The sequence below is a fragment of the Paenibacillus sp. CAU 1782 genome (assembly GCF_054551715.1).
In genome coordinates, this window is sequence record NZ_JBTOLL010000011.1 from 125,589 (window position 1) to 138,534 (window position 12,946).

Below are 12,946 nucleotides of genomic sequence, written 5' to 3' on the forward strand. Positions count from 1 at the left end.
GCATAGAAAAACTAATAATTAGGAGCGTGAAACCATGACTACTGCAAAAAGACAGCTACATCTCGGCCTGTTTCTATTTTCCACAGGGTATCATCCTGCGGGGTGGCGGCTGCCGGAGGCAACGACCGATGGCGCATTCGACCCCAAGTTTCTGCAGCGGGTTGCAAAACGGCTGGAGGAAGCAAAGTTTGATTTCTTTTTCCTTGGAGATGCATTGGCCACAAGCGCGGATATGCAATATCAATTTCCATCGCAAATGATTCGGCTTGAGCCCTTCACCATGATTGCGAATATCGCGGCAGTGACGGAAAAAATCGGGCTGATCGTAACGGCGAATACGACGTACTCCGAGCCTTACACCATCGCGCGCCAGACGGCGTCGCTGGATTATTTGAGCGGAGGGCGGCTTGCCTGGAACGTAGTGACCGGCATGGATGTGCGGGCGGCGCAAAACTACAGCCGGGAGAAGCATTGGGACAATTCCCGCCGTTATGACTACGCGGACGAATTTGTAAAAATCGTGCAGGAGCTATGGGATTCCTGGGAGGACGACGCGCTGATCCGGGACAAGGAAAGCGGCGTTTTTGTAGACGGAAGCAAAGTGCACCGCATTCAGCACGAAGGCGAGCATTTCTCCGTGGCAGGGCCGCTAAATGTGGCAAGGCCGCCGCAGGGCCAAATTCCGCTGCTGAACGCCGGAACGTCGGAGCGCAGCCGCGAATTGGGCGCCAGGCTGTCGACGGCCGTGTTTACGGGGCAAATTTTGCTGGAGCTGTCGAAGGATTTCTACAAGGATATTAAGGACCAGGCGTTCACATTCGGACGCAATCCCGACGACGTGTTTATTTTGCCCGGGTTGGTGCCGCTTGTTGGCCGTACGGCGGAGGAGGCGCATGCCAAATACCGCGAGCTGAACAGTCTGCTGGTGACGAATTACGATTTGACGGCGTTGTCGGAGCGCATCGGGATTGATCTTTCCCCTTACCCGCTGGACGGGCCGCTGCCGGAGCTATCCCTGTCGACGCTGCCTGGCAATGAGGCAAGGGGGCTTGTTGAACTGGCGCAGCGGGCGGAAGGACGGGAGGACATTACCGTGCGGGAGCTGTTTCATTATTTTGCCGCAACATCCAGGGGGCATCTGCTTATCGTGGGAGATCCGGAGCAAATTGCCGATCAAATGGAGAAATGGTTTAACGAACGGGCGGCCGACGGGTTTAATATTTGCCCTCCTTATATGCCGGGCGGTCTGGATTTGTTTCTGGATCTGGTTGTTCCGGTGCTGCAGCGTCGCGGTTTATTCCGGAGTGAATACGATGCGAACACCTTCCGCGGACATTTCGGCTTGAGCAAGCCCCAAAACCGTTTTGCAAGGGAAGCGGCGCTTGAGGGCGTGGGGGACTAAGACGGAAGGGGCGATTGCCGGATGGGCCAACATGCAAATATCAGTCAAAAGCACAACAAGCAGGAACAGATCGAGGATAAGCACGCGGGACATCACAGCATTGCGGAAGAGCCTGCCGGACATCATAGCGTTGCGAATAAGCCAGCTGGGCATCAGAGCATTGGGGATAAGCCCGCCGGACATCAGAGCATTGCTGACAAGCGCATTGAAGGCGCAAACGCCGGACAAAAGCAAAAGCGAAAGAGAAATCGCAAAAATTATTACAACTGGCGCATCATCATCGGGCAAATCGTACTTCTGCTGGCTTGTCTCGGTATCATCGAATACCTTGTCCGGGCGGGGATTGTGGGCAGTCTTTATTTGTCCAAGCCGACCCAGGTCGTGGAGGAAATCTACAAGCTGTTTGCGGACGGGGAGGTTTACCGGCATTTGCTCGTGACGCTTCAGGAATTTGCGGCGGGTTATCTGCTCAGCGCGATTGCGGGCATCGGAACGGGCATGGTACTTGTGCTTGTGCCTCATGCGGAGGCGTTTTTCCGTCCGTATCTATCCGCGCTTATGGCGATCCCGAAGGTGACCATTATTCCGCTTCTGATGCTGTGGCTCGGAATCGGGCTGTCGCACAAGGTTGCGATCGTGTTCCTGTTCTGCTTTTTTACCATCGCCTTTAATACGATTACAGGCATCAAGCAGACGGCGGAGGCTCATCTCAAGGTCGCCAGAGTGTTCGAGGCGTCCAAGCTTCAAACGGTTTTTAAGGTGATCCTGCCTTCGGCCGCGCCAACGATTTTTGTATCGCTTCGGGTATCCGCTGCAACGGGGCTTGTCGGAGCGTTGTTTGGAGAAATGGTGGCGTCGAAGGACGGCCTTGGCAATCTGCTGGTGCAGGCCACCTCTCTGTACGATACTGCAAAAGCTTTTGCCATTATTAGTATTGTGACGGTGGTTTCGGTGCTCATCATTGCCGCTATTGATCTGGTGGAAAAAAGGATTGTGCTGCGCTGGAAGTCATCGTCTTGAGGTTTGATGAAGCTGGAAGATACCAAGGAATGGACTACATGTAATCAAAAGAGGAGAGAGAAACCATGACAAAAAGAGGTTGGTTCAGAAACGGAATTGTGGCGGCATCGCTTGCACTGGTGCTGACAGCTTGCGGAGGAAATGCACAAGGCGGCACGCCTTCGGCTTCAGAGGCGGCGTCGCCATCGGCATCGCCGGCAGCTTCGGAGGGAGCGGCGGCTCCGTCGGAAAGCAGCGCGCCTGCAGAGCTGCAGAAGATCAAATACGCGCCTTTTAACGGAGTGAGCGGGCTGGCGGTGCGGTACGGGATTGAAAAGGGCTTTTTTGCGGAGGAGGGGCTGGAGGTTGAGCTTGTGTCCACGCAAAATCCGATTGAAGCGTTGACGAGCAAGGAAATCGACGTCGCCGACAGCGCGACCACCAACGTAATCGTGGCAGCGGGCAAAGGCGCTCCGATCAAAATCGTTTCGTCCATGTTCCGCACAAAAGGACCTTTTTACCTGATTGCCCGTCCGGATATTGAAAGCGTGGAAGACCTGAAGGACAAAAAAGTCGGAGCCGCGGTTCTCGGCAGCGGCCTGGACGTATACACCCAAACCATTCTGAACAAACATGGCTTGAGCAAAAACGATGTGACGTATCTGGCCTCTGGAGTCAATGAGGCGGCCTATGCCAGTCTGACATCCGGCCAAGTGGATGCCACGATCATTCACGAACCGTTTGCTTCGCTTGCGGAGGTGGAAGGCACCGGCAAAATTTTGGCCAGAGGTTGGGACTATCTCCCGACCTTCCACACGGGCGTTTTGGTTTCGCGGAATGATTTTATCGACAAAAATCCGGAGCTACTGGAAAAGCTGCTGCGCGCGTACTTCAAATCGCAGGAGTATGCCAAAAATAATCTGGACGAATACAAGGCTTATTTCCTTCAAAATGTGAAGGTGAACGCTGAAGCGGTAGACAAAGCTTTTGAACGCGAATTCGAGCTGTGGGAGAACAATCCCGACGTTGATCTGAACGCTCTGCAGGATACGCAGCAGGTTCAAGTAGATCTGGGCTTCCAGGATGAAATTTACGACATTAAGGATTTGCTGGATTTGCGTTTTATCCCTAAACAGTAGGAACAGCGGGGTGATGATATGGCGGGATTTTTGATATCCGATGTGTCCAAGGTATACGATGGAGCGACACCTACGGAGACGCTTCGCGGCATCGACTTGACCATCCAGGATGGAGAGTTTCTAAGCATTCTGGGCCCGAGCGGCTGCGGCAAAAGCACGTTGCTCGAAATTTTGGCGGGGCTGCAAACCCCGACCTCTGGCGAAGTAAGCTTTGATGGCAAAGCGTTAAAGGGGCCGGGCATTGAGCGTGGCGTTGTGTTTCAGGACCCGTCCCTATACCCTTGGCGAACGGTGCTTAAAAACATTGAGCTGGGCCTTGAGCTGCGAGGCGTGGAAAGAAGGGAACGCCGGGAAGCGGCGCAGCGTTATGTGGATTTGGTAGGCCTCGGCGGCTTCGAGCAAAAGTATCCCCATCAGCTGTCCGGCGGCATGAAGCAGCGCGCGGGTTTGGCCCGTGCGCTTGCCAACAGCCCGGAGGTGCTACTGATGGACGAACCGTTTGGCGCGGTCGATCACCTGACCCGGCTGCAATTGCAGGACGACCTGCTCAATATTTGGGAAGGGGAGAAAAAAACGATCGTTTTTGTGACGCATGATGTTTCCGAAGCAGTGTTTCTGGGGGACCGTGTCGTGCTTCTATCTCCAAGGCCAGGGCGGATCAACCGCATCTTCCAAGTGCCGAAGCCTCGTCCCCGCAAGCGCGACGATTTGGAGCTGCTGCAAATCCAGAATGAAATATATGCAGCCTTGTTGGAAGTGAAGTCGGAAGAGAGTTTGGAGTTTACGATTTGAGTAGAGGAAGGGGAGAGTGTAGCATATGTCAGAATCAAACATAGTGAGTGTGAAAGAATTGAAGGAGCGGCTGCAAAAGGGGGAACCTGTCGTTTTGCTGGATGTACGTTTTCATCCAAAGGAGCCGGCGTATGGCAGGGATGCATATGGTAGTAGGCATTTGCCGGGAGCCCACTTTATCGACTTTAAGGCTGATCTGACCGACCCCGCCGGGGAGCATGGTGGCCGTAGTCCGCTGCCAACTCCGGAGCGGCTTGCCGGGCTGTTTGGTTCGCTGGGTATCGACCGGGACAGCGCCGTAGTTGCTTATGAAGACGGCAACGGCCCAGCCGTTTCAAGGCTATGGTGGGTGCTTCGGTATTTGGGCGTGGAACGCGTGCAGGTGCTGGACGGCGGCATCAAAGCTTGGCAAGCCGCAGGCGAACCGTTGTCGCAGGAGCCGACAGTTGTGGCGGCTGCCCGCGAATTCGTGCCCGCGCCGCAGGCCGATTGGCTTGTCAGTGTAGATGAGGTGCGCGCGGCATCCGCGTATCAGGGAGAGGGCGGCGCTAGGCTGGTGGACTCGCGCGATGCCGCGCAATATGCGGGTCATGATGTTTCCATTGACCCCGTGGGCGGTCACATTCCCGGGGCAGCGCATTATTTTTGGAAGGATGTATTGGACGAAAAAGGCGCCTGGAAATCGCCGGAGCAATTGAGCGAACGCTTTGCGGCGTTGCCGCAGGATGCGGAGATTATCGTTTACTGCGGATCAGGGATATCCGCAACGCCCAACATTCTCGCCCTGCAGGAAGCGGGATATAACAAGGTGAAGCTATATCCGGGGAGTTGGAGTGATTGGATTTCATACCCGCATAATGCTGTTGCGACAGGAGACAAAGCCGATAAGACGGATAACAGAATGTGACTTGGAGGGGCTGTCCCAAAAGTCATAAATGATTTAGGGAAGCCCCTTCTTCATAATGTCAAACAAAAAGAAACCGTTACTTGGTAAAATGGAGGTACCACCCAACCAAATACCAAAGGAGACGGTTTCTTTGTATATTCAATATATTATGAATAAACCTTGCTTACCAATGGATTTAAAGCACAAGGAAGTCGGGAAATCAGCGTGAGTCTCAAGTATTTGCGGTACAAGCAGCAAGTCTGCGGGAAACTCAGGAGCGACGAGGGATACGCCCTGTCGGTTCGACGAATGATTGAGCTGTAGGGATGACCTCCCTGGCACCGCCATTTCTTTATTTTTGCCTATTTTTTATGAAGCGAGCTGTTTCCTCAGGTGAGCGAACTTACTTTTGGAACAGCGCCGTTTTTTTCTTACCACTGCCACGAATCAGTTATATAAAGCAATTTCCAAACATTATCTTCAAATTGAAACACAAACAGTTGCGTGTTTGTGTCAATTGCCTCTTTACCATCGAACTTCTGTGTATATTCTATCCAAACAGGTTTAGCACCATCAGGAGGTGTAAGGTCAGGTTTCACTGTGAAATCTAATTTATCGATACTTAAAAAATGCTTTTTTAATTCGGACTTCATTTTAGCTGGATTCATATCTCCTGTAATGAGTGAATTATATGCATCAATGTCCTTCTCGTATAAAGCTTTCATTATGTTATTGAATGTCTTAACAATCCCTAATTCATCGCCTTCAAATTTACTTTCATCGATGTACTGAGGCGGTTGATCATTTGTCGTCGCTGTAGGTATTGGATTTTCAGGCGGGCTAGACTTCATATCAATACTATCGGAATGATCAATCGGTAAATCCGATTGTTCTTCACCGGTTGATTGAGTCAAATCCTCAGATGACTTACATCCAGATAAAATCATAATGATACAAACAAAACATAAAAAAACAATCGTAGTTTTGGTTTTCTTCATCGCATTTCCACCTTAGGTTTGATCATTCATTAAATTATGATGTATATATCTGACCATCTCTTTATAAAACGCATTCAAAGAAGTTTTGTTGCAATGATATCCATTTTTTAAAATTTATAGAGATGATTCAGACGGAAATTGATAAAACACCAAGAGTTGCGATGACCATGATGGATTTGCTCATAGATGAGGAAGGCATTACCTACGTCTTTGACCGTGGATATACGTATTTTGCCTGGTTGCAACAACAGAAGATTGACTTAATCGAAACTCTTGGTTATTATTTCCACTATAATCGTGAAAAGAGGTATTCAAATGTTCTATTTGATTCTAAGACAACCTCATCATCATGAGAGGCGTTAACTCATTCCTATAATTCAGGGATGGGTTAGCGCTCTTCGCGCTTCCCATCCTGCGATAGATAACGCGCAGGACCTATGGGTCTAGCGCGTTTTTTGTTTAGTAAAAAAGAAAATGGAGGTTAAAGAGATGGCAATTATGACTGATGCAAAAGGAAATATTTTTTTGGAGTTTCTGGAGATTGAAGAGAAACGGATGGATGTTGTGGCACTTGATGCCCCGCTTACGCATGCCCTAATTGTAGTGAAATGCCAAGAGAAGTATCTTTTCATGTTCAATAAGTGGCATCATAGTTGGGAGTTGCCAGGAGGCGTTATGGAGGAAGGGGAAACGGCTAGGCAATGTGTAATTAGAGAATTATATGAGGAAACCAATCAAAGGATCGCTGAAGTCCATTTCCAAGGGCTCATGAAATTTAGGCTGCAACCCAGTTTTCATGGTCCTGAACGGACAGAGTATGGTGCTTTGTTTTCGGGTGAGCTAAGTCGACTTGATGTTTTTATCGAGAATGAGGAAGCGAGGTCGATTATTTTGTGGGATGGCGTATCGGATATTGGGCAGATTGCTGAGATAGATAAGAAATTGATTGAATTCTATTAATGAGTCCATTTGCGAGTGACATCCATCCCCGCTAAGTAGAGCATTTTTAGCAGTTATTTATCGCTTGGGAAATTGCTTTTTTCTTTGTTTGGAGCCGTACCTGCACACGGCTCCTTTTTCACCTTGCCGTTACCGGAACATCCCATTCAAGATTCCGTTCAAGCAATGTTCCCAGCCGCTGAGCCATGATGGAAGGAGGGAGGGGCATTTCATTTTTAAACCACCATTCGATTACCCCCACGACGGCAGCTCCCAAAAACTGCTTTTCAACATCCATGCCTTCCGTTAATTCATGATTATTCTCTTCGGATAACCCGTTTTCGTACTCTAATTCATCAAGGAAAAACGCAAGGAAGCGTGCGCGGAAAAAAGGGCTCCCTTTACTCGCCAACAAGGCCGAAAAGAATAAAGAATGCCGCTTGAAATACTGAAACCATAGCACCCAAACCTCGCTATACGAGGTTTCATCGTCTGCAGCATCACAGAGCTTTCGTATATTGTCGATATGCTCTTCGATAAGCTTATCCAGTAGATCGAATTTATCCGTATAGTGAAGATATATCGTTCTTCGGCTGATATCTGCCTTATCTGAAATATCTTGGATCGTTATTTGATCAAAATCCTTTTCCATCATCAATTGGATAACGGCCGTTTTGATTGCTTCTTGGGATTTCCGTATTCTACGATCTATTTTTGTCACGAGAATCACCTGCTTTTCTCAAAATAAATACACACATCATAAGGATTTGCGTACTAATGCACGAAATCCGACTTTTTAAGAATTGTAGACTTTCTATTTCCGTGTACAATTATACATAGTTGTTTTTTAATTCACAATTGTGTATTTTCTATTGAGGGGATGGATATAATCAGGTTGACCAATCGAAGGCATATTTTCAGATGAAAATGGCAGTGATGATTGGTATACGCTTAATCCCGCAGGGAGGAATGAATAACATAATGGTTTATTTTATTCTTGTTTTAGTTGCAGCCGTCCTAATCGTTTCCTTGTTTATGGCTACATTCCCGGCGTTTGGGGGGAACCCGACGAAAGAGCAAAAGCGGGTGTATGGCGAATTTAATAACTTTTCCAATGGGAAATTCGTAAATCAGGTGCCAACAAAAATGAGCATGGGCGCCAGGGATCTCATCTCCATGCTTAAGGATTCCATTGCCGGAGGGAATGAACGCAGACCTAGTCGTCCCATTGGGGTTCCAACCATAGATTGGAGCAAAATCAGAAGCGAAGAGGATAGTGTGACGTGGTTTGGACACTCCGCTTTTCTGGTCAGCATCGATAATAAAAAGCTGCTCGTAGACCCCATGTTAGGCCCCGTTGCTTCGCCGATATCCTTCGCGGGCAGCAAACGTTACAGTAAAGACATGCTTCGCTTGATCGATGAAATGCCGTTCCTAGACGCAGTTTTCATAACACACGACCATTATGACCATTTGGATTACCCATCCATAAAAAGACTGATGAGTAAGGTTGGCCGTTTTTTTGTTCCTCACGGCGTAGGTGCTCACCTCCAACGATGGGGAGTGGCGGAAGAAAATATCACCGAACTCAATTGGTGGGACGAGATGGTGTTTGGGGGTTTAACGATTGCTTTAACGCCTTCCAAGCATTTTTCAGGCAGGGGAATGTTGAATCGGGATACAACCTTATGGGGCGGTTGGGTTATTCTTGGGGAAAACACGCGATTTTTCACCAGCGGAGATGGAGGTTATGATTCGCATTTCCGTGAAATCGGGAAGAAATACGGACCATTCAACATGACCTTAATCGAAGGTGGTCAATATGATCCGCGATGGTCATGGGTGCATATGACGCCCGAAGAAGCGGTTCAGGCTCATTTGGATGTAAACGGGCAGAATATGATGTTAATCCATTGGGGAGCTTTTACCCTCGCTTATCATGGTTGGACTGAACCTGTGGAGCGGGCCTTAGACAAGGCGATCCAAGAAGACGTTCATTTGCTGACGCCAAAAATTGGCGAAACGGTTCCACTAACCGGAGAGCTAGCGAGTTCTTCTGGGTCTTGGTGGAGAAATGTGGATAGTCCAAGAGTATCGCCCACTATTCTGCCAGAGTAATATATCCACTTCACCCTACAATATGTTTTAGCAGGCTCTATGTGGAGTTGAATTCCAAAAGCTGGACGGATAAACGCAACGTTTATTCGCCCGGCCTTTTGTGTTTGCCGAGCAACGTTTAACGGTGATAAAACAATGTTAGAATTGACCCCCATTTTCACTTATGAGAAAATAATGGAAAAATTTATGCAAGGCGGAGATTTTGCTGCAAGTAGCAGTAGGAAACGCGAATGCGTTAGTGATTTACCAATCCAGTGGTTTTTATTGAGACGTCGACGATGGATGATTATGAACTGAAATGACCTAAAGGGAGGCAAAGCATTATGAGCTGGACGCATGAGGAAAAAGATAGGTTCGAGGAGCTGCGTCCCGAGCTTGTGGGCTATTGTTATCGAATGATGGGCTCCATCTTCGAGGCGGAAGACGCGTTGCAGGATGCCACGATCCGCATATGGCAGAGCTGGGACCAGATTAGGCAGGATGCTTCGCGCAAAGCATGGATTTATCGAATCGTTACAAATGTTTGCATTGATCGGCTGCGAAGCGCGAAACGTCGAGCCCTTCCGATGGATTTCTCGGAGCCTGCCGCTCAGATTGCGGAGCCCAAGGACAACATGCCCAAAGCTTCCTGGATATGGCCAGCTCCTGATTCCATAGGTAATCCGGCTGATATCGTCGTGAACAGGGAAACCATTACATTATCCTTTATTGCGATTCTTCAAAAGCTTCCGCCCCGTCAACGTGCCGTGTTGATCCTGCATGAGGTTTTTCGATGGCCGGCCGATCAGACGGCTGATGCCATAGGAATGACCAAGGCTGCTGTCAACAGTGCCTTGCAACGGGCACGGGCGACGTTAGCTCATGCGAATCTTCGCTCCGAGGCTCTGCAAAAGCTGGATGACGTAGCGGATCAAGCACTTCTTGCTCGCTATGTAGAAGCCTTCGAGCAATACAACATCGATGCGTTATTGTCGCTATTCCACGAAAACGCCAGCTTGTCGATGCCGCCATTTGTGATGTGGGTTAGCGGGAGAACGAAGATGTCGTCGTTCTATCACATTACGCGAAGCCATTGTTTAGGCTCACGGCTTATTTCTGTCCGCGTAAACGGCAATTGTCCGGCTTATGCGCAGTATGTCCCAAGCGGTGAGGAAGGATTAAACATCCCGTGGGCCATCCATGTTCTTGAAATGCAGAATGGGAAAATCTCGCATCTTCATCATTTTATCGACGCCGATTTATTTGGCCGGTTTGGTTTGCCGGACATTTTGGATGTAAATAATTATTTTGGAGTGAATCAATAATAACCGATGATTTTTCCGGGGCCGGATCGTCTATAGAGAGGAAAGCGAAAATAGATGATTGATCAAACCTGAGGAGGAACAAATCATGACCGTAAAACTGACCCCTTATATTACTTTGGAGGGAAGAACCAAGGAAGCCATTCAGTTCTATGAACAAGCGATTGGAGCAGAAGTTCTTTCCATGATGACCTACGGAGATATGCCGGAAATGCCGAATACGTTCACCGACGATCTTAAAAGTCTGGTCGCTCATGCCAAGCTGCGAATTGGTCAATCCGAACTTATGTTTTCGGATGCTCCTGGCGATTCTGTGATACAAGCAGGCAAACGGGTCACGATCTGTATCACGACAAGCGACGTGGGACAATCCAAAGAAATCTACGAAGCCTTGCGACAAGGCGGACAAATCAATATCCCGTTTACGGAAGAGTCGTTTAGTCCCGGTTTTGGCGATGTAACGGACAAGTTTGGCGTGACCTTTCAGATTTATACGGAAATACAGTGAAAGATGACCTTAAGCGGGTTTCATCCCGATTCCAAAAAAATGTATGGCAAGAGAAGAAAGGACAGAGTGAACGCTCTGTCCTTTCATAAAGGATGGACGAAGATAATCGCGTGAAGAGTCTACACCTTGATCAAGGATTTAAAGCTCGACTTTCAAGGTGCCTAACATCTTGGCGAATACCGGATCGTGGTAGGATAAAAAAAGACTTTCCCGTGTATCAAGGGCGGAAATTTGGTTGATGTCTTCCGCGCTTAGCTCAAAATCGAAGATATCGAAATTTTCAACAATCCGCTCTTTCTGCACTGATTTCGGGATAGCAACGACTTCACGTTGGACAAGCCAGCGTAATATGACTTGGGCAACGGATTTGTTGTGCTTTTCCGCAATCGAGGCAAGCGTTTCGTTGCCAAACATGTTGTTGCGTCCTTCGGCAAATGGAGCCCATGACTGGTGTTGCACACCTTGTTCTTTCATAAATGCGGCACTTTCGTGCTGCTGGTAGAATGGATGAGTTTCAATCTGGTTGACGGCGGGCACGATTTTGTTGTGCACGATGAGGTCCATCAGACGGTCGGGCAAGAAGTTGCTTACGCCGATTGCCCTGATCTTGCCTCCGCGATACAGATCCTCCATCGCACGCCACGCGCCATAATAATCTCCGAACGGCTGGTGAATAAGGTACAGATCGAGATAGTCGAGCTGCAGCTTTTTTAGGGATTTGGCAAATGCCAGTTTGGCGCTCTCATAGCCGGCATCCTGAATCCAGAGCTTGGTCGTGATGAATAGTTCCTCGCGCGGCACGCCGCTGCGCTTGATTGCTCGGCCAACGGCCTCCTCGTTCAGATATCCCGCGGCGGTATCGATCAGGCGATATCCGGCCATCAACGCTTCATACACTGCATTTTCGCATTCTTCTGCATCGGGAACTTGATAAACGCCGAAGCCGAGAATCGGCATTTTTACACCATTGTTTAATGTGACGACTTGCATTCTAATTCCTCCCTGTTCAAATGTAAAATGGCAATCTGCCGCAAAAGTCCTGGGAATCCAACACCGAAGCTTCATTCCGTTTGCGGACGATATGCATTACAATAAGCTTACCGCCTTCGTGTTACACGAAGGCAAGAGGCTATTTTAATTGGTTTGATACAGGAGGAATCGATATGCACACAGTCAAGGAAGCCGCCCAGATAACGGGGCTTACCGAGCACGCTGTACGTTTTTACACGGATAAAGGTCTTGTGCCAAGTCTATTACGCAATCAAAACAACATTCGAATGTTTGACGAAGAGTCGATAAACTGGCTGCATGGTGTCAAATGCCTCAAGCAATCCGGAATGCCGATTGAAGTCATAAAAATGTACGTTGATCTCTGTCTCGAAGGAGATACGACCATTCAACAACGCTGCTCGCTTATGATGGAGCATCAAGAAGCGGCGCTAATCAAGCTTGAAGAAGCTAAACAGCACGTTGCCCATCTGGAGCAAAAAATTGCTTTATATCAGGCTATACTGGAGCAACGCTCTCCGGATACGACTAATCCTGCAAATTGGAATACCATCAAGCATATGCATTGTGACGTGTTCTACTCACCCTCTGTGGAGTGCTACTATAAAAATGCAGTCGAAAAACACCCTCGTATGAAATAAAATGAAAGCAGACGAGGGGACGAGAGACAATGAATCAATACGACAACATATTCAAAGAAGAAGCGGTACGATTGAGCGATGAGATTGGTCCAAAGAAAGCCGCCGATCAATTAGGCGTGCCTTACCATACGTTGCAGGGGTGGAGAAAACAAAGAGCCCTGCACGGCGATGGAGCGCATATCGGAAGCGGACGCGCTTATGCATCTACGGATAAA

At 48.7% G+C, this 12,946-nt stretch carries 14 protein-coding genes; 11 read left to right on the plus strand and 3 right to left on the minus strand.

From position 1 onward, the window contains the following. The first annotated feature begins 34 nt into the window (after positions 1-34). From ACX93W_RS19640 to ACX93W_RS19660, 5 genes are all read left to right on the plus strand, one after another. Positions 35-1,402, plus strand: coding sequence for an LLM class flavin-dependent oxidoreductase (locus tag ACX93W_RS19640; protein WP_459394076.1), 1,368 nt, complete (start codon positions 35-37; stop codon positions 1,400-1,402). A gap of 21 nt (positions 1,403-1,423) precedes the next feature. Next, positions 1,424-2,422, plus strand: coding sequence for an ABC transporter permease (locus ACX93W_RS19645; protein WP_459394077.1), 999 nt, complete (start codon positions 1,424-1,426; stop codon positions 2,420-2,422). A 65-nt stretch (positions 2,423-2,487) separates the two neighbouring features. Next, complete coding sequence (locus ACX93W_RS19650; RefSeq protein ID WP_459394078.1) at positions 2,488-3,540, plus strand: ABC transporter substrate-binding protein; 1,053 nt, start codon at positions 2,488-2,490, stop codon at positions 3,538-3,540. An 18-nt stretch (positions 3,541-3,558) separates the two neighbouring features. After that, the gene (locus tag ACX93W_RS19655) at positions 3,559-4,332 is read left to right on the plus strand and encodes an ABC transporter ATP-binding protein (protein ID WP_459394079.1); all 774 of its coding nucleotides are present in this window, start codon (positions 3,559-3,561) and stop codon (positions 4,330-4,332) included. A 25-nt stretch (positions 4,333-4,357) separates the two neighbouring features. Next, complete coding sequence (locus ACX93W_RS19660; protein WP_459394080.1) at positions 4,358-5,239, plus strand: sulfurtransferase; 882 nt, start codon at positions 4,358-4,360, stop codon at positions 5,237-5,239. A gap of 410 nt (positions 5,240-5,649) precedes the next feature. On the opposite strand, the gene ACX93W_RS19665 is transcribed toward ACX93W_RS19660, so the two are convergent. Further along, complete coding sequence (locus tag ACX93W_RS19665) at positions 5,650-6,216, minus strand: hypothetical protein (RefSeq protein ID WP_459394081.1); 567 nt, start codon at positions 6,214-6,216, stop codon at positions 5,650-5,652. Between the two features lie 489 nt (positions 6,217-6,705). On the opposite strand from ACX93W_RS19665, the gene ACX93W_RS19670 reads away from it, so the two are divergent. Beyond that, positions 6,706-7,176 (plus strand): NUDIX domain-containing protein, encoded by a 471-nt coding sequence (locus ACX93W_RS19670; protein ID WP_459394082.1) that lies wholly within the window; start codon positions 6,706-6,708, stop codon positions 7,174-7,176. Between the two features lie 118 nt (positions 7,177-7,294). On the opposite strand, the gene ACX93W_RS19675 is transcribed toward ACX93W_RS19670, so the two are convergent. Then, positions 7,295-7,876, minus strand: coding sequence for a TetR/AcrR family transcriptional regulator (locus ACX93W_RS19675; protein WP_459394083.1), 582 nt, complete (start codon positions 7,874-7,876; stop codon positions 7,295-7,297). 260 nt (positions 7,877-8,136) lie between these two features. Here ACX93W_RS19675 and ACX93W_RS19680 point away from each other — a divergent pair, with 260 nt between their 5' ends. From ACX93W_RS19680 to ACX93W_RS19690, 3 genes are all read left to right on the plus strand, one after another. Then, the gene (locus ACX93W_RS19680; protein ID WP_459394092.1) at positions 8,137-9,273 is read left to right on the plus strand and encodes an MBL fold metallo-hydrolase; all 1,137 of its coding nucleotides are present in this window, start codon (positions 8,137-8,139) and stop codon (positions 9,271-9,273) included. Between the two features lie 323 nt (positions 9,274-9,596). Then, the gene (locus tag ACX93W_RS19685; protein WP_459394084.1) at positions 9,597-10,577 is read left to right on the plus strand and encodes a sigma-70 family RNA polymerase sigma factor; all 981 of its coding nucleotides are present in this window, start codon (positions 9,597-9,599) and stop codon (positions 10,575-10,577) included. Between the two features lie 85 nt (positions 10,578-10,662). Beyond that, complete coding sequence (locus ACX93W_RS19690; RefSeq protein WP_459394085.1) at positions 10,663-11,082, plus strand: VOC family protein; 420 nt, start codon at positions 10,663-10,665, stop codon at positions 11,080-11,082. A 138-nt stretch (positions 11,083-11,220) separates the two neighbouring features. On the opposite strand, the gene ACX93W_RS19695 is transcribed toward ACX93W_RS19690, so the two are convergent. After that, on the minus strand, positions 11,221-12,072 hold the full coding sequence (locus ACX93W_RS19695) for an aldo/keto reductase (protein WP_459394086.1): 852 nt from the start codon (positions 12,070-12,072) through the stop codon (positions 11,221-11,223). Between the two features lie 173 nt (positions 12,073-12,245). Between ACX93W_RS19695 and ACX93W_RS19700 the strand changes: the two genes are divergently transcribed. Further along, positions 12,246-12,731, plus strand: coding sequence for a MerR family transcriptional regulator (locus tag ACX93W_RS19700; protein WP_459394087.1), 486 nt, complete (start codon positions 12,246-12,248; stop codon positions 12,729-12,731). Between the two features lie 29 nt (positions 12,732-12,760). Beyond that, positions 12,761-12,946, plus strand: a 186-nt coding sequence (locus ACX93W_RS19705) for a transposase (RefSeq protein WP_459394088.1), incomplete at its 3' end; no start/stop codon positions are given.